Below are 20,385 nucleotides of genomic sequence, written 5' to 3'. Positions count from 1 at the left end.
TGAGACCCCGCGGCACCTCGCCGCATCGACCGGCTGGGGCGCTCGTCGCCCCGGCCGGTCGCCATGACCGGCCCACCCGAATTCGCTGGAGCCCCATGACCACCGCAGCACCGGCCGCGACGACGAGAGCCTCGGCTCCGAACCGTCCAGCCGACGTCATCTTCAAGGCGGTCTCGACGACCGCCGGCGTGCTCATCCTCATCGCCCTCGCCGGCGTCGCGATCTTCCTCGTCGCGCAGGCCGTGCCCGCGATCATCGGGCCGCTCCCGGATGACGACAGCTTCTGGGCCTGGGTGTGGCCGCTCACGTTCGGCACCCTGTGGTCGGCGTTCCTCGCGATGGTCATGGCCGTGCCCATGGCGATCGCGATCGCGCTGTTCATCACCCACTTCGCGCCCCGTCGCCTCGCCTCGATCCTCGGCTACGCGATCGACCTGCTGGCCGCCATCCCCTCGGTCATCTACGGGCTCTGGGGCATCGCGGTCCTCGCGCCCTTCATGCAGCCGGCCTACGCGTGGCTCGCCGAGAACCTCGGCTGGATCCCGCTGTTCTCGCCGCCCGCTTCCGGCACGGGACGCACGATCCTCACCGCGGCGATCGTGCTCGCGGTCATGGTGCTGCCGATCATCACGGCCCTCTGCCGCGAGATCTTCCTCCAGACGCCGCGCCTGAACGAGGAGGCGTCGCTCGCGCTCGGCGCGACGCGCTGGGAGATGATCCGCATGGCGGTGCTGCCGCACGGCCGCTCCGGCATCATCGCCTCCTCGATCCTCGGCCTCGGGCGTGCGCTCGGCGAGACGATGGCGGTCGCGATGGTGCTCGCCTCGGCGGGGGCCGTGACCTTCGTCGTGGTCGGCTCCCAGAACCCCTCGACGATCGCGGCGAACATCGCGCTGCGCTTCCCCGAGGCGCACGGCATCACCGTCAACATGCTCATCGGCTCGGGCCTCGTGCTCTTCGCGATCACGCTGCTGGTCAACGCGATCTCGCGCTGGATCATCGCCAAGACGACCGTCGACGGAGGTCGCTAGACCATGACCACCACCATCAGCGCGCCGCGCCAGGCGCAGAACCCGCTCACCGCCGGCCAGCTGCCGCGATGGAGCCCGTGGGCGACCCTGCTCGGCGCGCTCCTCGTCGGCGCCGCCGTCGCGGGCCTCATCGCGGGCGCATCGGGCGCCCAGTTCAGCATCGTCACGACCGCCGTGATCGGCTTCGTGCTCTACCTCGTCGCGATCACCGTCGTGAGCCAGCTCATCGAGGGCGGGCGCAAGGCCACCGACCGCTTCGTCACCGGGCTCGTGACCGGCGCCTTCCTGCTCGCGCTCATCCCGCTCGTCTCGCTCGTCGTCACCGTCGTCGCGAACGGACTGGCGCGCTTCGACCTCGAGTTCTTCACCTACTCGATGCGCAACGTCGTCGGCGAGGGCGGCGGCGTGCTGCACGCGATCGTCGGCACGCTGCTCGTGACGCTGTGGGCGGCGATCATCTCGGTGCCGGTCGGCATCTTCACCGCGATCTACCTCGTCGAGTACGGCAAGGGCAAGCTCGCGAAGGCCATCACCTTCTTCGTCGACGTCATGACGGGCATCCCCTCGATCGTCGCCGGGCTCTTCGCCTACGCGCTCTTCGCGCTCTTCTTCGGCGAGGGCGTGCGCTCGGGCATCGGCGGCGCGGTCGCCCTCAGCCTGCTCATGATCCCGACCGTCGTGCGCTCGACCGAGGAGATGCTGAAGCTCGTCCCGAACGACTTGCGGGAGGCATCCCTCGCCCTCGGCGTGCCGAAGTGGCTGACGATCGCGAAGGTCGTGCTGCCCACCGCCCTCGCCGGCATCGTCACGGGCGTGACGCTCGCCGTCGCCCGCGTCATCGGCGAGACGGCGCCGCTGCTCGTCATCGCCGGCTTCACGACGAACATGAACTACAACGTGTTCGATGGCCGCATGATGACGCTGCCGGTGTTCGCCTACAACCAGTACGTCAGTCCGGGTGTCCAGGAGCAGGCGTACTTCGACCGCGCGTGGGCGGCGGCGCTCATCCTCATCCTCATCGTGATGATCCTCAACATCGTGGCGCGACTCATCGCCCACTTCTTCGCCCCGAAGGCCGGAAGGTAGCCCGCACATGTCCAAGCGCATCGAGATCAACGACCTCGACGTCTACTACGGCGCCTTCAAGGCCGTCGAGGGCGTCTCACTCGAGATCGAGCCCCGCTCGGTCACCGCGTTCATCGGCCCCTCGGGCTGCGGCAAGTCGACCGTGCTGCGCACGATCAACCGCATGCACGAGGTGATCGCGGGCGCCTACGTCGACGGCGAGATCCTGCTCGACGGCGCCAACCTCTACGGCGCGGGCGTCGACCCGGTCAACGTGCGCCGCCAGATCGGCATGGTGTTCCAGCGGCCGAACCCGTTCCCGACGATGACGATCCGCGAGAACGTGCTCGCCGGCGTGCTGCTCAACAACCGCCGCATGTCGAAGAGCGACCAGGACGACCTCGTCGAGCGCTCGCTGCGCGGCGCGAACCTGTGGAACGAGGTGAAGGACCGGCTCGGCATCCCCGGCTCGGGCCTCTCGGGCGGCCAGCAGCAGCGCCTCTGCATCGCGCGCGCGATCGCGGTGAGCCCCGACGTGCTGCTGATGGACGAGCCGTGCTCGGCGCTCGACCCCATCTCGACGCTCGCGATCGAGGACCTCATCGAGGAGCTCAAGCAGGAGTACACGATCGTGATCGTGACCCACAACATGCAGCAGGCGAGCCGCGTCTCCGACAAGACGGCGTTCTTCAACATCGCTGGCACCGGTAAGCCCGGCAAGCTCATCGAGTACGACGAGACGACCAAGATGTTCTCGAACCCGTCGGTGCAGTCGACCGAGGACTACGTCTCGGGCCGCTTCGGCTGATCGACTCCGCCCGCAGAGAGCCGGAAGTCTGCGCTCCTGAGTGGGCGGAACAGCAGAGTGCCGGAACTCTGCGGTGGCGCGGCCGCGGCTCGCGCAGTGCGGGACTCTGCTCGCGGGCGCGTAGGGGAGCGGGTGGTCAGTCGGCTGGCGGGCCGTGCGTCTCGAGGGCGACGAGCGAGGGCTCGGTGCCGGCGCTCACGTGCAGCACCGTGAACTCGGCCGTGTGCAGCATCGACGCGCGGTGCGTGCGCTCCGTCTCCGCCGCATCCGTCACGTGCACGACCGCCGAGACGATGTCGCCGATCACCGGCGCGTGGCTGCAGAGCACGGTGCCGCGGCGCTTGCGCACCGCCTTCGCGATGCGTCGCTCGATCTCCTCGCGCTGGCCGACGGACCACTCCTGGCTCAGCTCGTGCCGCGCCATCGCCTCGACCCCGAGCAGCGCCTCGAGCGGCTCGACGGTCTGCAGGCACCGGAGCGCGTCGGACGAGAGGATGCGCTCCGGTCCGAAGGCGGCGATCCCGCGCGCGATCGACGCCGACTGGCGCTCGCCGCGCGACGTGAGCGGACGCGCGGCATCCTCGCCGTCGAAGGAGTAGGGATCCGCGGCCTTCCCGTGCCGCAGCGCGACGATCGGGAACGTGCGCTCCTGGCCGCGCGCGAGGCGCTCCTCGAAGCGCGCGATGATCGCGGCGTCGTGCTCGTAGCTCACGCGCCGCCGCGCCTCGGCGAGGGGCAGCCAGTGCAGCGCCATGATCTCGTCGTTCGGCTCGAACGGCCGCCCGCTCCCGTCGCCGAGCGGCGCCTGCCAGTAGTAGACGACCTTGTCGCGGCCATCGGGCAGCCGGTACTCGCTCGTGCCGAGCGGCGCGCCGAGGATCACGGCGCAGCCGGTCTCTTCCTCGATCTCGCGCGCGGCGCACTCCGGCAGCGACTCGCCCGGGTCGAGCTTGCCCTTCGGGAGCGACAGGTCGCGGTGCTGCGTGCGCTCGACGAGCAGCGCCTCGACGCCGCGCTCGCCCCGTCGCCACACGAGGGCGCCCGCAGCGAGCACCGGCGGGCCGGCAGCGGCCGGGCTCACCGGCTGCCCGTGCGCTTGCGGCGCTGGATCTGGATCATGCGGTCGCGGTGCAGGTCGTCGAGCGGCGCGCCGTCGTCGTCGTAGAAGCGGCGCGTCCACGTGCCGTCGGCCTCCGCCCACCACGACGCCGTCTGCGGCGACATCGCGCGGTCGAAGTGCTGCGAGATGTCGCGCATGTGCTCGGTCGAGGTGAGCTGGATGAGCGCCTCGACGCGGCGGTCGAGGTTGCGGTGCATCATGTCGGCCGAGCCGATGAAGACCTCCTCGGCGCCGTCGTTCCAGAAGGCGAAGACGCGCGAGTGCTCGAGGTAGCGCCCGACGATCGAGCGCACCGTGATGTTCTCGCTCAGCCCCGGCACGCCCGGCTTGATCGAGCAGATGCCGCGCACCCAGATCTGCACCTCGACGCCCGCGCGGCTCGCGCGGTAGAGCGCGTCGATGAGCTGCTCGTCGACGATCGCGTTGATCTTGAAGCGGATGCGCGCCTTCCGGCCGCCCTTGGCGGCCTCCGTCTCGCGCTCGATGCGGTCGAGCAGCCCCTTGCGCAAGTGACGAGGGGCGACGAGCAGCCGCTGGTACGACTTCTCCTTCGCGTAGCCGGAGAGCTCGTTGAAGAGCCGCGTGATGTCGCGCCCCACCTTGTCGTTGTCGGTGAAGAGCCCGAAGTCCTCGTAGATGCGGCTCGTCTTCGGGTTGTAGTTGCCGGTGCCGATGTGGCAGTAGTGGCGCAGCCGGCCCTGTTCGCGGCGCACGATGAGCATGAGCTTGCAGTGCGTCTTGAGCCCGACGATGCCGTAGACGACGTGCACGCCCGCGCGCTCGAGCTGCTTCGCCCAGCGGATGTTCGCCTGCTCGTCGAAGCGCGCCTTGACCTCCACGAGCGCCAGCACCTGCTTGCCGGCCGCCGCGGCGCGGATGAGCGCCGCGACGACGGGGGAGTCGCCGGACGTGCGGTAGAGCGTCTGCTTGATCGCGAGCACGTCCGGGTCGTCGGCCGCCTGCTCGAGCAGCGCCTGCACGCTCGTCGCGAACGATTCGTACGGGTGGTGCACGAGCACGTCCTTGCGCGTGATCGCCGCGAAGAGGTCGGGCTTCTCGTCCTGGTCGCCCGGCAGGAACGACGCCGCGGTGACGGGCACGCGCTTCGTGTAGCGCAGGTCGGGCCGGTCGATGCCGGCGAGCTGGAAGAGCCCCGTCAGGTCGAGCAGCCCCGGCAGCCGGTAGACCTCGTGCTCGGTGATGCCGAGCTCGTCGACCAGCAGGTCGAGCGTCGCGGTGTCGATGTCCTCCGCGACCTCGAGCCGGATGGGCGGCCCGAACTTGCGGCGCGAGAGCTCCTCCTCGAGCGCGCTGATGAGGTTCTCGGTGTCGTCCTCGTCGATCGAGACGTCCTCGTTGCGCGTGACGCGGAAGACGTGGTGGTCGATGATCTCCATGCCCGAGAACACCTCGTCGAGGTTGTTCGCGATGAGCTCCTCGAGCGGCAGGAAGCGCTGCGCGCCGTCGGCCGCGCGCGAGAGCTCGATGAAGCGCGGCAGCACCGCCGGCACCTTGAGCCGCGCGAACTGCGGCTCCTCCTCGCCCGGCACCTGCACCCGCACCGCGAGGTTGAGCGAGAGCCCCGAGATGTACGGGAACGGATGCGCGGGGTCGACCGCGAGCGGCATGAGCACGGGGAAGATCTCGGCGTCGAAGCGCGCCGACATCGCCTGCCGCTCCTCGTCGGTCAGCTGCTGCCACGAGACGACGTGGATGCCGGCCTCGGCGAGGTCGACCTGGAACGACTCGTGCGCGGCGCGGGCGTGGCGCAGCTGCAGGTCGTGCGCGCGCTGCACGACCGCGTGCAGCAGCTCCTGCGGCGAGCGGCCGACGTTCGTCGGCACGGCGAGCCCCGTCGCGATGCGGCGCTTGAGGCCCGCGACCCGCACCATGAAGAACTCGTCGAGGTTCGAGGCGAAGATCGCGAGGAAGTTCGCGCGCTCGAGCAGCGGCACCCGCGGGTCCTCGCCCATCTCGAGCACGCGCTCGTTGAAGGCGAGCCACGAGAGCTCGCGGTCGAGGAAGCGGTCGGCGGGCAGGCCGTCCTCGGTCGCGGTGCCCTGCAGCTCGGCCGACCAGCTCGACTCGTCGTCGTAGTCGTCGAAGTCCGCCTTGTTGGCGTCGTGGAAGCTGCGCTCCTCACCGAGCGTGCGAGCCGGGCGCTCGCGGAGCGCCTCTCCGCTCGCGGGAGCGCTGGTCGCGGTGCCGTCGGTCATGGCGCCATCCTCTCAAGCCGAGGTGCGGTCGTCCTGGGTGGTCCCGTGCCGCCACCGCACGTCGATCGCCCACTGCGAGAATCCTGCCCGCCGGTAGAGCCCGAGCGCAGCCTCGTTGTCGCCCTCGACGTACAGGTGGGCCGTCGTCGCGCCCACCGCGCGCATCCGCGCGAACGCCGCCTCGAGCATCCGTCGCCCGATGCCTGCGCCCTGCCGGCCGGGCGCGACGCCCAGCACGTAGAGCTCGGCGACGTCGCCGCCCGGCTTGACCCACGCGAAGCCGTCGAGGCCGGCCTCGCCCGGCAGCACGACGAGGTTCGCGTCGTCGTGCCACGGCTCGGCCATGCGGTCGGCGAGGTCGCTCGCGCTCATGCGGCCCTGCTCGGGGTGGTCGGCGAACGACGCGGCGTTGAGGGCGAGCAGGGCGGATGCGTCATCGGGCTCGAATGCACGCACCCCCTCGGGCAAGCGGTCGGGAGCCGCGCCGCCGGCGGCGGGCGGCACGGGGGAGCGCAGCTGCAGCAGCTCGCGCACGCGGCGCATGCCGAGCCGCTCGGCGATCGCGCGCGCCGCGGGCAGGTCGCCGTGCGCCCACGCGTCGAACGCGCCGAGCTCGGCCGCGACGCGCTCGGCGAGCGCGAGGCCGAGCCCGCGACCGCGGTGCTCGGGGTGCACCGCGAGCTCGACCTCGCGGTCGGCGTCGCTCACGACCGCGAGCGCGGTCCTGTCGCCGATCGCGCGCCGCTGCCCGCGGGCGAGCTCGACGAGCGCCTGGTCGTTGAAGGGCGGCATGCCGTCGTGCGCGGCGCACGCGGCGCCGAGGGCGCGGGCGGTGTCGATCATGCGGGCTCCAGGTCGAATCGGTAGCCGACGCCGCGCACGGTGCCGATGAGGCCCTCGAGGTCGCCGAGCTTCGCGCGCAGCCGCCGCACGTGCACGTCGACGGTGCGGGTGCCGCCGAAGTAGTCGTAGCCCCACACCTCGCTCAGCAGCTGCTCGCGCGTGAAGACGCGCGAGGGGTGCGCGGCGAGGAAGCGCAGCAGCTCGAACTCCTTGTAGGTGAGGTCGACGGGGCGGCCGTCGACCCTCGCCTGGTAGCTCGCCTCGTCGATGGTGAGCCCGCTCGCGACGATCGGCTTGACCTCGGCGCGGGCGCTCAGGGCGAGGCGGATGCGCGCCTCGAGCTCGGCGGGACCGGCCGAGTCGAGCACGACATCCGTCACGCCCCACTCGGCGCTCACGGCCGCGAACCCGCCCTCGGAGAGCACGAGCAGCACGGGTGCCGCGTCGCGGTCGAGCAGCCGGCACAGCGCCTTCGCGCTCGCGAGCTCGACGGCGCCGTCGACGACGAGCACGTCGCCGGCGGGGGCGTGCGCGACGGCCTCCGCCGTGCCGGGGAGCGTCGTCACGCGGTGCTCCAGCAGCTCGAGACTGGGCAGCGCTCCCCGATCGCGGCGGGTGAAGATCACGACGTGCGCCATCAAGCCTCCTGCCGATTCCGATCCTAGGGTCTGCGCGGAGCCCGCCCGGACGGCGGCGCCTCGGCCACCGAGCGGCCCCGGTTCGACCGCCGCAGGGGACTGCGGCATGATGAGGCCATGGCGAGCAGGGCCACGTCGTGGCGGTGGGGGAGCGTGTGGCCCGTGTGGCTGCTCGCGGCCGCCGGCGCGGTCGCGGTCGGGGTGCTGCAGCCGTCCGACGGCATCGTCTGGTTGCCGATCGTGCTGGGCGTCTGCACCCTCACGGCGTTCGCGATCCAGCTCGGCGGGCCGACCGAGCCCGGCCTCGTCGCGCGGCTCTCGGCGGCGGTGTTCGGCTCCGTCGTCGTGCTCGCGCTGGCCTCCGCGGTGCTCGTGCCGCTCACGCACCTGCTCTAGCCCGCGCGCGCTCGGGGAGCGGGGGTAGGATCGAGGCATGGACGCCATCCCCATCATCGCCTTCGAGATCTTCTACCTCGGCCTGCTCGGGCTCGCCATGGTCGCGATCCTCGGCGTCTCCTACGTGGTGATCCGCAACCTCTTCAAGGGCCAGCGCTAGCGCGGTGCTCGAGCTCGATCCCACGCTGCCCGCGGAGCTCGGCCCGCTCCAGTGGCTCGTCGGCGACTGGGAGGGCACCGGCGTGCTCTCCTTCCCGGTCGGCGACCGCACGGTGGAGCACGAGTTCGGCCAGCGCGTCTCCTTCGCCCACCACGGGCATCCCTACCTCTCCTACGAGGCCTACGCGTGGCTGCTCGACGACGAGCTGACGCCGCTCGCGGCCGAGTCGGGCTTCTGGCGCCTCGCCCGCCCGGCTGAGGCGGCCGATCCCGGCCCCGGCATGCTGCCGCCCGAGGGTGAGCCGGCCTTCGGCTCGCTCGACGCGGTCGAGTCGCTCCGCCGCCCCGACGGCGCCTTCGACATCCAGGCGCTCATCGCCCACCCCGCGGGCGTCGCCGAGCTCTACCTCGGCACGATCGCCGGCCCCCGCATCGACCTCGCGACCGACGCGGTGCTGCGCGGCGCGAGCGCGAAGGAGCACACCGCATCCACTCGCATGCTCGGGCTCGTCGAGGGCCACCTGCTGTGGGCGTGGGACCTCGCGGCGCTCGGCCGCGGGCTCGAGAGCCACGCCTCGGCGCGGCTCGCGCGCGTGACGCCCGCGGGCGGCGACGAGGCGTGAGCGCGCTCGCGGCCCTCGCCTCGCGCATCCCCGGCGCGGTGCTCGACGAGACGAGCGGCCTGCCGCTGCACGTCGGCAACCCCATGGCCGAGCAGCGGCGGCTCCGGGCCGGCGCGCTCGTGCTGCTGCCGCGCGACGTGCTGCGGCTCTCGGGGCCCGACGCGCTGCCGTGGCTCGACTCGATCTCGAGCCAGGCGATCGCCGCGCTCGCCGACGGCGCCTCGACCGAGTCGCTCGTGCTCTCGCCCGAGGGTCGCATCGAGCACGCGCTGCGGCTGCGGCGCGACGGCGACGCGCTCTGGGTGATCGTCGACGCCGGCAGCGGCGACGCGCTCGAGGCGTGGCTCACGCGGATGCGGTTCTTCAAGCAAGTGGAGATCGAGCGTCCCGAGGCGGTCGTCGTGGGCACCGCGGGTGAGCCCGCCGGCCCGGTCGCGTGGCGCGACGGCTGGCCCGAGGTCGCGCCGGGCGGCGTGCGCTACGGCGAGCCGACGGGGGAGCCGTGGAGCTGGTCGGAATCGGTCCTGACCCCCGCTGAGGCCGAGGCGCTCGAGCCGGAGCGCTTCGTCGGCACGCTCGCCGCGGAGGCGCTCCGCATCGCCGCGGGCCGGCCGGGCCTCGCGGAGGTCGACGAGCGCTCGATCCCGCACGAGCTCGACTGGCTCGCGACCGCGGTGCACCTGCAGAAGGGCTGCTACCGCGGGCAGGAGACGATCGCGAAGGTGCACAACCTCGGCGCCCCGCCGCGCCGCGTGGTGCTGCTGCACCTCGACGGCTCGCAGAACGCGCCGGTCGCGGCCGGGGACGCCGTGCTCGCGGGCGACAAGGAGGTCGGTGCGGTGACGTCCGCGGCGATCCACGACGAGCTGGGCCCGATCGCGCTCGCGGTCGTGAAGCGCTCGGCTCCCGCCGACGGCGACCTCGTCGTGCGCTCCGCGGAGGGCGTCGACGTCGCGGCCGGGCAGCAGGTGTTGGTGCCGCCGAGCGCGGGCCACGCGAACCGCCCGCCGCGGCTGCCGCGGCTCGGCGCGGTGAAGCGCCCGACGCGCCCCGACGCTCCGCCCGCGTAGCGCGCCCGCCCGCGTCGCCTCCCGCCGAGCGCGTCTGCTGCGCTCAGCGGAACGGACCCGTCCTCGGCGCGTGGCGACTCGACCCGTCCCCGCCGACTCGACCCGCTGCAACGGCTCCGCTCGGCGAGCACGGGTCGCGGCGCCGCGGCAGCTCGCTCCGGCGCGGCAGCATCACGGGCGCGGCGCGACCGCCTCCCACGCGACCGTCAGCTCCCCGAGCCGCCACCGCGCGGGGCTGCCGTGCACCGGCCAGCCGGTGTCGCGCATCCGCCCGACCGTCGCGACCCACCGCTGCGTCGCCCCGAAGTCGGCGAGCGGCGCGAGCGAGGCCCACGCGCGGTCGAGCTCCGTCAGCAGTGCGTGCACCCGCTCGCCGGGCACGTTGCGGTGGATGAGCGCCTTCGGCAGCCGCTCAGCGACGACCGAGGGCGCCTCCATCGCGTCGGAGCCGAGCTCGTCGACCTTGAGCGCGATCGAGAGCGACCGTGGCCCGGTCGCATCGAGCGCGACCCACGAGCACACTCGGCCGACCTCGTTCGACGTGCCCTCGACGAGCAGCCCGCCGGGCGCGAGCCGGCCGAGCATCGCCGCCCAGTGGCCGGCGACCTCGTGCTCGTCGTACTGCCGCAGCACGTTCATCGCGCGGATGACGTGCGGCGACCGCGGCGCCGGCACCTCGAAGCCGCCGAGCGCGAACGACACCCGCGCATCCGCCGCGATCGCGCGCCCGTAGCGCTCGGGGCCCGCCGCGCGCGCCGCCTCGAGCTCGGCGGTCGCGAGCGCGACGCGCGCCGGGTCGATCTCGAGCCCGAGCACCTCGACGGCCGGGTTGCCGCGCGAGAGCCGCTCGTGCAGCTCGAGGCTCGTCGTCGCGCTCGCGCCGTAGCCGAGGTCGACGACGAGGCAGCCCGGCACGCGCGCGGCCGGCTGCGCGGCGATCCAGCGGTCGACGCGCCGCAGCCGGTTCACACCGGTCGTGCCGCGCGTGATGCGTCCGGTCGGCTTCGCCACCCGACCATTGTCGCGCCCGGCGGGGCGTGGGTACGGTGACGGGCATGGATGCGTGGCGCCGGGCCGTCGACCACGTCGCGTCGCGCTCGACGGGCGGGCCGCTCCCCGCCGACGCGCGGATCACCGTGCACTTCCACCCCGATCGCCGGATCGGCGGCGAGAGCGTGCTCGAGCGCATCGCGGCCGAGGGCGCCTACCGCTCGCAGTTCTCCACCGGCATCTCCAACGGCGGCCTCACCGCGCATCCGGGCGGTGACCGCTGGCGCTGGGAGTCGCGCATCTTCGGCGGCGCCTACGACGAGGCGGCGCCCGACGAGCGCCCGGTCTACGGCGCGGTCGAGCACCGGCGGCGCGAGACGGGCGGCGCGATCCGCTTCGGCTCGTCGTGGCTCGAGCTCGCGCGCAGCGCCTGGCCGCGCGTGACGCTCTGCTGGCCCGACTCGGTCGCCGAGCCCGAGCGCTTCGGCACCGCCGAGCGCTCGGGCGACCTGCTCGCGCTCGCGGATGCGTCGGCGGTCGACCCGCTCGACGACTACGTCGAGGCGCACGTGCACGGCGGCCTCGAGATCGCCCGCGACATCGAGCGGCTCGTGCTCGACCCCTCGTTCCGCGGCACGGAGATCGAGCGGGTCGCCGCCGAGCTCGGCGTGCCGGTCGCGTGGCACCCGGGGCTCGAGCTCGAGGTCGACCGCATCGAGGAGCTCGAGGCCTACCGCGGCATCGACGCGCTCGCGCTCGCGATCGAGCTCGCGGTCGATGGGCGCATCGACGCGCGCATCCTCGGCGAGGCGGCCGAGGGGCATGACCCGCAAGCGGTCAAGCGCGTCTGGCACCTCATCGCGCGGTTCGGGCATCGCGCGCGGAGCTGACCGCGCATCGCGCGTTCTCGGGCTCGACGGGGGCACTCACGCCCGACCGGGCACGGCGCGCCGGCCCCGCTCGGGCGCAGCAGCCCCGGTCGCCCGCGAGCGGATCGCCGGGCGGGCAGCGCGGCCGGGTTAGGCTGGCGGCATGACCGAGCGCACCCTCATCCTGCTCCGCCACGGCCAATCCACCTGGAACGAGAAGAACCTCTTCACCGGCTGGGTCGACGTGCGGCTCACGCCGAAGGGCGAGGAGGAGGCGAAGCGCGGCGGCGAGCTGCTGCGCGAGCACGACGTGCTGCCCGACGTGCTCTACACGTCGCTCCTGACGCGCGCGATCCAGACGGCGAACATCGCCCTCGACGCGGCTGACCGCTCCTGGATCCCCGTGCACCGCTCGTGGCGCCTCAACGAGCGCCACTACGGCGACCTGCAGGGCAAGGACAAGGCCGAGACCCTCGAGCAGTACGGCGAGGAGAAGTTCATGACCTGGCGCCGCTCGTTCGACACGCCGCCGCCCGCGATCGCCGATGACAACGAGTACTCGCAGGCCGGCGACCCGCGCTACGCCGACATCGACGGCGAGATGCCGCGCACCGAGTGCCTCAAGGACGTCATCGAGCGCTTCCTGCCCTACTGGGAGTCGACGATCACGAAGGACCTCGAGGCCGGCCGCACGGTGCTCGTCACCGCGCACGGCAACTCGCTGCGCGCGCTCGTGAAGCACCTCGACAAGATCTCCGACGACGACATCGCGGCGCTCAACATCCCCACGGGCATCCCGCTGCTCTACCGCCTCGGCGACGACAACATGCCCGTCGCGCCGGGCGAGTACCTCGACCCCGAGGCGGCGGCGGCCGGTGCTGCCGCGGTGGCGGCGCAGGGCAAGCGCGGTGGAGCTTAGGGCGGAGACCCTTTCGGGTCTCTGCCGCGACCCCAGCGCCGAGGCCCGTCCCGGCCCTCGGTAGGAGCCGAGACGAGGAAGGGCCCGACCGCTGCGGTCGGGCCCTTCTCTCGTGGCGGCGTCAGCCCTCGGTCGGCGACGCCGGCTGCACCGGCTCGGGCGCCATCTCCGGGTGCGGTTCCTCGTCGCCGACCCAGTCGCCGGTCGCGAGGTACTTGACCTTCTTCGCGATGCTCACGCCGTGGTCTGCGAAGCGCTCGTGGTACCGGCTCGCGAGCGTCGCATCCACCGTCGTGTGCGCCGCGCCCTGCCACTCCGTGCCGAGCACGTGCGCGAAGACGTCGCGGTGCAGCTCGTCGACGACCTCGTCGGCCTGCTCGATCTGCTCGCCGATCGCGAGGTCCTGCGTCTGCAGCAGGTCGCGCAGCAGCTTCGCGATCTCGATGTCCTTCGCGCCCATCTCGGCGAACGTCGGCGCGAGCGAGTCCGGCACGACGTTCATCGGGAAGCGGTAGCGGGCGAGCAGCGCGATGTGGCGCGCGAGGTCGCCCATGCGCTCGAGCGACGCCGACATGCGCAGCGCCGAGACGACGATGCGCAGGTCGCGGGCGACGGGCGACTGGCGGGCGATGATGTTGATCGCGAGCTCGTCGAGCGCCGAGGCCTTGTCGTCGATGATCGGGTCGGTCGCGATCACCTGCTCGGCGAGCTGCACGTTCGACTCGCCGAAGGCGCGCACGGCCGACTCGATCGAGACCACGACGTGGTTGGCGATGTCGACGAGGCGCTCCTGCACCTCGGCGAGCTCCTGCTGGAAGACGTCGCGCATTGCTCCTGCTCCTTCGGTGCGTCGCCGCTCGACGGCGTCGAGCGGCAGCGGCACGGTACGGACTGCCAGTGTCCTCGGGCCAGGTTACCGGGCGGTGTCCGGCCGCTGAACCGCGGGAGCCGCGCGTCGCGCTGGCTACGATGGGAGCGTGGATGCGTCCTGGTACGTGCTCCTGGCGCTCCTGCTGGGCTTCGGTCTGGGGTCGCTGTCGGTGCATCTGCTCGGCGTCGCCGCCCAGCGCGGACGCCAGGTGATGGCGATCGCGAGCGAGCCCATCCCCGACGGCATCGCCGCGATGGTCGACGTGCTCGAGTCGGCCGGCGTCGTGCTCGACGGCTCCAACCAGGTGCTGCTGTCGTCGCCGGGCGCGGTGACGCTCGACCTCGTCGACGGCCGGGCGCTGCGCAGTCACGACATCCTCGAGGCCGTGCGGCGCGTGTGGCGCACGGGGCGCGAGGAGGTGCTCGACCTCGTGCACCGCCGCGGCCGCATCGGCGCCGGCACCGAGCTCCACCTGCGCGTGCGGGTCGCGCCGCTCGGCAACCGCTTCATGCTCGTGCTCGCCGCCGACCGCACCGAGGAGCTGCGGCTCGCGGGCGTGCGGCGCGACTTCGTCGCGAACGTCAGCCACGAGCTCAAGACCCCCATCGGCGCCGTCGCCGTGCTCGCCGAGGCGATCGAGGCGGCCGCCGACGACCCGGATCGCGTGCGGGCCTTCGCGCAGCGCATGCAGGTCGAGTCCGATCGGCTCGGCCGCATGACCAAGGAGCTCATCGACCTCTCGCGCATCCAGGCCGACGACCCGCTCGACCAGCCGGAGCGGGTCGGCATCACCGACGTCGTCGACGTCGCCGTCGACCGCACGCGTGTGCTCGCGGATGCCAAGCGGATGCGCGTGGTCACGCGCGTGCTCGAGGACGCCGAGGTGCTCGGCTCGGCCGAGCTCATCACGATGGCGGTGCAGAACCTCGTCGCGAACGCCGTGCAGTACTCGCCGGAGGCGACGCACGTGGGCATCGGCGTGCGCGTGGTCGACGGCGTCGTCGAGATCGCGGTGACCGACAAGGGCGTCGGCATCGCGCCGGAGGACCGGGAGCGCGTGTTCGAGCGCTTCTACCGCGTCGACCCCGCCCGCAGCCGCGTGACGGGCGGCACGGGCCTCGGCCTCAGTATCGTGAAGCACGTCGCCGTGAGCCACGGCGGCGAGGTCACCCTCTGGTCGCGCCCGGGTCAGGGCTCGACGTTCACCCTGCGACTGCCCGTCGCCGAGACGCCTGCCCGCGAGGAGACTGCATGACGCGCATCCTGATCGTCGAGGACGAGCTCGCGCTCGCCGAGCCGCTCGCCTACCTGCTCGAGCTCGAGGGGTACGAGACCGCGCACGCGGCTGACGGCGACGCGGCGGTCGAGCGCTTCGAGCGCGAGGGCGCCGACCTCATCCTGCTCGACGTGATGCTGCCGCGCCGCAGCGGCACCGACGTGTGCCGGCACATCCGCCGCTCGTCGAAGGTGCCGATCATCATGCTGACCGCGAAGGACTCGGAGGTCGACACGATCGTCGGGCTCGAGCTCGGCGCCGACGACTACGTCACGAAGCCGTACTCGACCCGCGAGCTCGTGGCGCGCATCCGTGCCGTGCTCCGCCGCCGCGCCGCGGAGGAGGAGGACGAGGTCGACGACTCGGTCGTCGAGGTCGGGCGCGTGCGGCTCGACGCCGACAGCCACACCGTCACGGTCGACGGCGCGGAGGTGGCGATGCCGCTGCGCGAGTTCGAGCTGCTCGAGTACCTCATGCGCAACGCCGGCCGGGTGCTCACGCGCGGCCAGCTCATCGACCGCGTGTGGGGGAGCGACTACTTCGGCGACACGAAGACGCTCGACGTGCACATCAAGCGCCTGCGGGCGAAGATCGAGGAGGAGCCCTCGAACCCGACGCAGCTCGTGACGCTGCGGGGGCTCGGCTACCGCTTCGAGCGGGCTGGAGCCTGAAGGACTACTCGGCCGGGCCGAAGTCCGCGTAGTCGGGGAACTCGGTCGAGTGCACCGGCACGCCGACGCCCGTGGGCTCGGCGCCGTCGGCCTGGAACGAGACGTTGCGCAGCCCGCCGAACTCGATGTCGCCGACCTCGAAGAGCAGCTGCTCGCCGTCGGGGAAGCCGAAGGTCGTCGTGCCCTGGCCGACGCGCACCTCCTCGGCCTCGTCGTCGACGCGCACCTCGACGAAGGTCGCCTCGCCGGGGTTCGTGAAGGTGACGAGCAGGTTGAGCGTGTCGCCGTCGGGGTCGCCGACGAGCAGCGCGTTGTGCCACTCGACCGTGCCGGTGGAGCCCGAGACGCCGTCGGAGGGGTCGTACTGGATCGTCGTCGCCTGCGGGGTCAGCAGGTTGCAGCCGGTGGCTGCCAGGACGACGACGGCGGCTGCGGCGGCTGCGGCGAGGGGGCGGTACTGCACGGGATCCCTTTCGACGATGGCCGCGGGCGCAGAGTGCGCGACCGCGGTCACGACCACTCTAATACCCGCCCGATGAGCGCTCCACGCGGGCCCGAGGGGCGTGATCCAACCACGCCGCGCGGGACAGGGCGAGCGACACGCTGTGATAAAATCGAGGTTCTGGCTATGACGAGGAGCATTCGATGAACTTTGAGGTCGGAGAGACGGTCGTCTACCCCCACCACGGTGCCGCGACGATCACCGAGGTCAAGGTGCGCAAGATCAAGGGCGTCGAGACCACCTACCTCAAGCTCAACGTCGCGCAGGGCGGGCTGACGATCGAGGTGCCTGCGCAGAACGTCGACATGGTGGGCGTCCGCGACGTCATCGGCGAGGAGGGCCTCGACAAGGTCTTCGAGGTGCTGCGCGCCGACTTCACCGAGGAGCCCACGAACTGGGCCCGCCGCTACAAGGCCAACGTCGAGAAGCTCGCGTCCGGCGACGTCATCAAGGTGAGCGAGGTCGTCCGCGACCTCAGCCGCCGCGACCAGGACCGCGGCCTCTCGGCCGGCGAGAAGCGCATGCTCGCGAAGGCGCGGCAGATCCTCGTCTCCGAGCTCGCGCTCGCCGAGCACACCGATGAGGACGCCGCCGCGGCGCGCCTCGACGAGGCGCTCGCCCCCGCGAGCTGAACCGCAGACCCCCCCTGGGCGAGGCATCCGATCACTCGATCGGGTGCCTCGTTCCACGTCCGGGGCCGGTCGGGGGCCATCTAGGCTCGAGCGCGTGACCGACACCGCCATCATCGTCGTCGCCGCCGGCAGCGGCACGCGCCTCGGGCGCGGCGTGCCCAAGGCCTTCGCCGAGCTCGCGGGCGCGACGATCCTCCAGCACGCGCTGCGCGGCCTCGCGGGCCTCGACGCGTCGATCGTCGTCGTCGTGCCGGTCGGGTTCGAGGTGGATGCGTCGGCGGCGGCCGAGCGAGCGGGCGTCGCGGCGTCGGTGATCGTGGGCGGCGCGACGCGGGCCGACTCGGTCGCCGCGGGCCTCGAGCGCGTCGGCGAGGAGCGCTTCGTGCTCGTGCACGACGCCGCGCGGGCGCTCACCCCGCGCTCGCTCGTCGAGCGCGTCGTCGAGGCGCTGCGGAGCGGGGAGCGGGCCGTCGTGCCGGTGCTGCCCGTCGTCGACACGATCCGCGAGTCGGGCGCCGCGGGGCTCGGCCGCATCGTCGACCGCTCGACGCTCCGCGCGATGCAGACGCCGCAGGGCTTCGACGCGCAGCTGCTGCGCGACGCCTACGCCGAGGCGCTCGCGCGCGCCGACTCGACCGACGACGCCCAGCTCGTGCAGGCGCTCGGCGAGCCGGTCGCGTCGGTGCCGGGCGACGAGCTCGCGTTCAAGATCACGACGGCGGCGGACGCCGACCGCGCGGAGGCGCTGCTCGCGCCGGAGGGGAGTCACGTGGACGAGCTGCGCACCGGGATCGGGGTCGACGTGCACGCCTTCGGCGGCGACGGGCCGCTCATGCTCGCGGGGCTCGAGTGGGAGGGGCAGGGCCTCGCCGGCCACTCCGACGGTGATGCGGTGTGCCACGCGATCGTCGACGCGCTGCTCGGCGCCGCGGGCCTCGGCGACATCGGCGGGCTCGTCGGGGTCGACGACCCGCAGTACGCCGGCGCGCGCGGCGAGGTCTTCGTGCGGGCCGCCGTCGACAGGCTCGCCGAAGACGGCTGGCAGCCGGTGAACGTCGCCGTGCAGGTGCTCGGCGTGCGCCCTCGGATCGGCGCCCGCCGCGACGAGGCGCAAGCGGCGCTCACCGCGATGGTCGGCGCACCGGTGAGCGTGAGCGGTACGACGACCGACGGCCTCGGCGCGATCGGCCGCGGCGAGGGCGTGCAGGCGATCGCGACCGCCCTCATCCGTCGCCGCTGACCCGGCCTGCGCAAGCGCCAGTAGCCTTGGGCATCGTGACCGTGCGCATCTACGACTCGAAGCAGCAGGCGATCGTCGACCTGCAGCCGCTGAGGCCCGGCGAGGTCTCGATGTACGTCTGCGGCCCGACCGTGCAGTCGTCGCCGCACATCGGCCACGTGCGCAGCGCCGTCGCCTACGACGTGTGGCGCCGCTGGCTCGAGCACCGCGGCCACCGCGTCACGTTCGTGCGCAACGTCACCGACATCGACGACAAGGTGCTCGTCAACGCCGTCGACGAGCCGTGGTGGGCGCTCGCCTACCGCGTCGAGCTCGAGTTCTCCGCGGCCTACCGCGCCGTCGGCGTCGCCGCGCCGACCTACGAGCCGCGAGCCACGGCATCCGTGCCCGAGATGCACGCGCTCATCGCCGAGCTCATCGAGCGCGGTCACGCCTACCCGGCGCTCGACGGCTCGGCCGACGTCTACTTCGACGTGCGCTCGTGGCCCGAGTACGGCGCGCTCACCCGGCAGTCGCTCGACAAGATGGAGCCGGCCGCCGACGCCGACCCGCGCGGCAAGCGCGACCCGCGCGACTTCGCGCTCTGGAAGGCGCAGAAGCCCGAGGAGCCCGCGTCGGCGTCGTGGGACTCGCCGTGGGGCCGCGGGCGGCCGGGTTGGCACATCGAGTGCTCGGCGATGTCGCGCCGCTACCTCGGCGACGCGTTCGACATCCACGGCGGCGGGCTCGACCTGCGGTTCCCGCACCACGAGAACGAGCTCGCGCAGTCGAGCGCCGCGGGCCTGCCGTTCGCGAGCGTCTGGAGCCACAACGGCCTCGTGCACGTCGACGGCGAGAAGATGTCGAAGTCGCTCGGCAACTCGATCTTCGCCGCCGATCTCGTCGCGGCGGTGCGCCCGATCGTCGTGCGCTACTTCCTGCTCGCCCCGCACTACCGCTCGACGATCGACCTCCGCACCGCGGGCGGCGACCTCGAGGGCGGCTCGCTCGGCGAGGCCGAGGCGGCGTTCGGCCGCATCGAGTCGATGCTCGAGCGGGTCGCGCGCCTCGGCGCGCTGCCCGACGCCGACGTGCCGGATGCGTTCGGCGCGGCGATGGACGACGACCTCTCGACCCCGCAGGCGGTCGCGGTGCTGCACGAGTCGACGCGCGCCGCGAACGCCGCGCTCGACGCGGGCGAGACGGATGCGGCGCTCGCGCGGGCGGGGGAGGTGCGGGCGATGCTGCGCGTGCTGGGCCTCGACCCGGCCGACGAGGTGTGGCATCCTGGAACGTCGGCCGCGACCGGGGCGCTCTCGAGCCTCGTCGAGTCGCTGCTGGCAGAGCGCCGCGAGGCGCGCGCGAAGAAGGACTTCGCCGCCTCCGACCGCATCCGCGATGCGCTCGCCGCCGCCGGCATCGCCGTCGAGGACGGCAAGGACACCACCACCTGGAGCATCTCATGAGCAAGTCGCAGCGATCGCCGCGGAAGAAGGGCCCGCAGAAGGGCACCGGCGGCCACGGCAGGAAGGCGCTCGAGGGCAAGGGCCCCACGCCCAAGGCCGAGGACCGCTCCTGGCACGTCGCCGGCAAGCGCAAGTCGGCGCGCGAGCGCTTCGAGGCGGCCGCGCAGAAGGGCCGCCGCCCCGAGCCGCCCCGCCACCGCAAGCCCTCGTCGGCGAAGGACGACTCCGAGCTCGTCACCGGCCGCAACAGCGTGCTCGAGGCGCTGCGCACGAAGACGCCCGCGACGACGCTCATCCTCGCCGCCCGGCTCGAGATGGACGAGCGCGTCAAGGAGATCCTCTCGATCGCGAACAAGCGCGGACTGCCGGTGCTCGAGGTCATGCGGCCCGAGCTCGACCGGCTCTCGGGCCACGACGCCGTGCACCAGGGCGTCGCGCTCAAGGTGCCGCCGTACCAGTACGCGCACCCGATCGAGCTGCTCGAGCAGGTCGTCGACCGGCAGCAGACGCCGCTGCTCGTCGCGCTCGACGGCGTCACGGACCCGCGCAACCTCGGCGCGATCATCCGCTCGGCCGCCGCGTTCGGCGCGCAGGGCGTCATCGTGCCGCAGCGCCGCTCGGTGGGCGTGACGGCCTCGGCGTGGAAGACGAGCGCGGGCGCCGCGGCGCGCGTGCCGGTCGCGATGGCGACGAACCTCACGACGACGCTCAAGGAGCTGAAGTCGCAGGGCGTGTTCGTCATCGGGCTCGACGGCGACGGCGACGTGCCGCTGCACGAGCTCGAGCTCGCCGAGGGCCCGCTCGTGGTCGTCGTCGGCAGCGAGGGCAAGGGCCTGTCGCGGCTCGTGGCCGAGACGTGCGACGCGATCGTCTCGATCCCCATCTCGTCGGCGACCGAGTCGCTCAACGCCGGCATCGCCGCATCCGTCACGCTCTACGAGGTCGCGAAGCGCAGGGCTCGCTAAGCGCGACGAACTCGCGCGGCGACCGGTGCGCTTCCG

The 20,385-nt window shown here is 72.9% G+C and carries 22 protein-coding genes; 15 read left to right on the top strand and 7 right to left on the bottom strand.

What is annotated here, in order from left to right; genetic code table 11:
• The first annotated feature begins 95 nt into the window (after nucleotides 1-95).
• Genes pstC through pstB form a run of 3 tightly spaced genes read left to right on the top strand, consistent with a single transcriptional unit; the run spans nucleotide 96 to nucleotide 2,904 of the window.
• A complete protein-coding gene (gene pstC, locus JQT67_RS05270; protein ID WP_021010745.1) occupies nucleotides 96-1,031 on the top strand; it encodes a phosphate ABC transporter permease subunit PstC in 936 nt (311 codons plus the stop codon).
• Nucleotides 1,032-1,034: 3 nt separating this feature from the next.
• Entirely contained in the window at nucleotides 1,035-2,117 is a 1,083-nt protein-coding gene (gene pstA / locus JQT67_RS05265; protein WP_208063818.1) for a phosphate ABC transporter permease PstA, read from the top strand.
• Between the two features lie 7 nt (nucleotides 2,118-2,124).
• Nucleotides 2,125-2,904, top strand: coding sequence for a phosphate ABC transporter ATP-binding protein PstB (gene pstB, locus JQT67_RS05260; protein ID WP_208063817.1), 780 nt, complete (start codon nucleotides 2,125-2,127; stop codon nucleotides 2,902-2,904).
• 136 nt (nucleotides 2,905-3,040) lie between these two features.
• Here pstB and JQT67_RS05255 read toward each other — a convergent pair whose 3' ends face one another.
• The 4 genes from JQT67_RS05255 to JQT67_RS05240 are packed head-to-tail and all read right to left on the bottom strand — an operon-like array spanning nucleotide 3,041 to nucleotide 7,721.
• Nucleotides 3,041-3,985 (bottom strand): NUDIX domain-containing protein, encoded by a 945-nt coding sequence (locus tag JQT67_RS05255; protein ID WP_208063816.1) that lies wholly within the window; start codon nucleotides 3,983-3,985, stop codon nucleotides 3,041-3,043.
• Nucleotides 3,982-6,240 (bottom strand): RNA degradosome polyphosphate kinase, encoded by a 2,259-nt coding sequence (locus tag JQT67_RS05250; RefSeq protein WP_208063815.1) that lies wholly within the window; start codon nucleotides 6,238-6,240, stop codon nucleotides 3,982-3,984. The genes JQT67_RS05255 and JQT67_RS05250 overlap by 4 nt, the downstream gene beginning before the upstream one ends.
• A gap of 12 nt (nucleotides 6,241-6,252) precedes the next feature.
• The gene (mshD, locus tag JQT67_RS05245) at nucleotides 6,253-7,083 is read right to left on the bottom strand and encodes a mycothiol synthase (protein WP_208063814.1); all 831 of its coding nucleotides are present in this window, start codon (nucleotides 7,081-7,083) and stop codon (nucleotides 6,253-6,255) included.
• Complete coding sequence (locus JQT67_RS05240; protein WP_208063813.1) at nucleotides 7,080-7,721, bottom strand: response regulator transcription factor; 642 nt, start codon at nucleotides 7,719-7,721, stop codon at nucleotides 7,080-7,082. Before JQT67_RS05240 ends, mshD begins: the two co-directional genes overlap by 4 nt.
• A gap of 117 nt (nucleotides 7,722-7,838) precedes the next feature.
• On the opposite strand from JQT67_RS05240, the gene JQT67_RS05235 reads away from it, so the two are divergent.
• From JQT67_RS05235 to JQT67_RS05225, 4 genes are read left to right on the top strand one after another with little or no spacing between them, the layout of a single operon-like run.
• Nucleotides 7,839-8,117, top strand: a complete 279-nt coding sequence (locus JQT67_RS05235) for a hypothetical protein (RefSeq protein WP_208063812.1) — start codon at nucleotides 7,839-7,841, stop codon at nucleotides 8,115-8,117.
• Nucleotides 8,118-8,154: 37 nt separating this feature from the next.
• Nucleotides 8,155-8,277 (top strand): hypothetical protein, encoded by a 123-nt coding sequence (locus tag JQT67_RS13625; protein WP_035255022.1) that lies wholly within the window; start codon nucleotides 8,155-8,157, stop codon nucleotides 8,275-8,277.
• 4 nt (nucleotides 8,278-8,281) lie between these two features.
• Nucleotides 8,282-8,899 carry an FABP family protein gene (locus JQT67_RS05230; RefSeq protein ID WP_208063811.1) on the top strand — a complete coding sequence of 206 codons (618 nt, stop codon included), beginning with the start codon at nucleotides 8,282-8,284 and terminating at the stop codon, nucleotides 8,897-8,899.
• Nucleotides 8,896-9,969, top strand: a complete 1,074-nt coding sequence (locus JQT67_RS05225; RefSeq protein WP_307864216.1) for a glycine cleavage T C-terminal barrel domain-containing protein — start codon at nucleotides 8,896-8,898, stop codon at nucleotides 9,967-9,969. Before JQT67_RS05230 ends, JQT67_RS05225 begins: the two co-directional genes overlap by 4 nt.
• A 171-nt stretch (nucleotides 9,970-10,140) precedes the next feature.
• Here JQT67_RS05225 and JQT67_RS05220 read toward each other — a convergent pair whose 3' ends face one another.
• Nucleotides 10,141-10,980 (bottom strand): class I SAM-dependent methyltransferase, encoded by an 840-nt coding sequence (locus JQT67_RS05220; protein WP_208063810.1) that lies wholly within the window; start codon nucleotides 10,978-10,980, stop codon nucleotides 10,141-10,143.
• 44 nt (nucleotides 10,981-11,024) lie between these two features.
• On the opposite strand from JQT67_RS05220, the gene JQT67_RS05215 reads away from it, so the two are divergent.
• Together JQT67_RS05215 and JQT67_RS05210 are read left to right on the top strand one after the other, a co-directional pair.
• Nucleotides 11,025-11,849: a DUF3626 domain-containing protein gene (locus tag JQT67_RS05215; protein ID WP_208063809.1), complete on the top strand. Its 825-nt coding sequence runs from the start codon at nucleotides 11,025-11,027 to the stop codon at nucleotides 11,847-11,849.
• Nucleotides 11,850-11,991: 142 nt separating this feature from the next.
• Entirely contained in the window at nucleotides 11,992-12,747 is a 756-nt protein-coding gene (locus tag JQT67_RS05210) for a phosphoglyceromutase (RefSeq protein WP_208063808.1), read from the top strand.
• A gap of 121 nt (nucleotides 12,748-12,868) precedes the next feature.
• Here the strand turns inward: JQT67_RS05210 and phoU are convergent, their stop codons facing one another.
• Nucleotides 12,869-13,576: a phosphate signaling complex protein PhoU gene (gene phoU, locus JQT67_RS05205; protein WP_208063807.1), complete on the bottom strand. Its 708-nt coding sequence runs from the start codon at nucleotides 13,574-13,576 to the stop codon at nucleotides 12,869-12,871.
• A gap of 148 nt (nucleotides 13,577-13,724) precedes the next feature.
• Here phoU and JQT67_RS05200 point away from each other — a divergent pair, with 148 nt between their 5' ends.
• Nucleotides 13,725-14,873, top strand: coding sequence for a cell wall metabolism sensor histidine kinase WalK (locus JQT67_RS05200; RefSeq protein ID WP_208063806.1), 1,149 nt, complete (start codon nucleotides 13,725-13,727; stop codon nucleotides 14,871-14,873).
• On the top strand, nucleotides 14,870-15,565 hold the full coding sequence (locus JQT67_RS05195; protein WP_021010728.1) for a response regulator transcription factor: 696 nt from the start codon (nucleotides 14,870-14,872) through the stop codon (nucleotides 15,563-15,565). Before JQT67_RS05200 ends, JQT67_RS05195 begins: the two co-directional genes overlap by 4 nt.
• A 4-nt stretch (nucleotides 15,566-15,569) precedes the next feature.
• On the opposite strand, the gene JQT67_RS05190 is transcribed toward JQT67_RS05195, so the two are convergent.
• Nucleotides 15,570-16,028 (bottom strand): hypothetical protein, encoded by a 459-nt coding sequence (locus JQT67_RS05190; RefSeq protein WP_208063805.1) that lies wholly within the window; start codon nucleotides 16,026-16,028, stop codon nucleotides 15,570-15,572.
• 182 nt (nucleotides 16,029-16,210) lie between these two features.
• Here JQT67_RS05190 and JQT67_RS05185 point away from each other — a divergent pair, with 182 nt between their 5' ends.
• The 4 genes from JQT67_RS05185 to rlmB are packed head-to-tail and all read left to right on the top strand — an operon-like array spanning nucleotide 16,211 to nucleotide 20,349.
• Complete coding sequence (locus tag JQT67_RS05185) at nucleotides 16,211-16,699, top strand: CarD family transcriptional regulator (protein WP_021010726.1); 489 nt, start codon at nucleotides 16,211-16,213, stop codon at nucleotides 16,697-16,699.
• 43 nt (nucleotides 16,700-16,742) lie between these two features.
• Complete coding sequence (ispD, locus tag JQT67_RS05180; RefSeq protein ID WP_374222117.1) at nucleotides 16,743-17,939, top strand: 2-C-methyl-D-erythritol 4-phosphate cytidylyltransferase; 1,197 nt, start codon at nucleotides 16,743-16,745, stop codon at nucleotides 17,937-17,939.
• 35 nt (nucleotides 17,940-17,974) lie between these two features.
• Nucleotides 17,975-19,384, top strand: coding sequence for a cysteine--tRNA ligase (gene cysS / locus JQT67_RS05175; RefSeq protein WP_208063803.1), 1,410 nt, complete (start codon nucleotides 17,975-17,977; stop codon nucleotides 19,382-19,384).
• The gene (gene rlmB / locus JQT67_RS05170) at nucleotides 19,381-20,349 is read left to right on the top strand and encodes a 23S rRNA (guanosine(2251)-2'-O)-methyltransferase RlmB (protein WP_208063802.1); all 969 of its coding nucleotides are present in this window, start codon (nucleotides 19,381-19,383) and stop codon (nucleotides 20,347-20,349) included. Before cysS ends, rlmB begins: the two co-directional genes overlap by 4 nt.
• The last annotated feature ends 36 nt before the right edge of the window (nucleotides 20,350-20,385 follow it).

Source organism: Agrococcus sp. TF02-05, assembly GCF_017565345.1.
Taxonomy (GTDB): domain Bacteria; phylum Actinomycetota; class Actinomycetes; order Actinomycetales; family Microbacteriaceae; genus Agrococcus; species Agrococcus pavilionensis.
The sequence above is the reverse complement of the archived record's forward strand: the minus strand, read 5'-3'. Positions and strand labels throughout refer to the sequence as shown.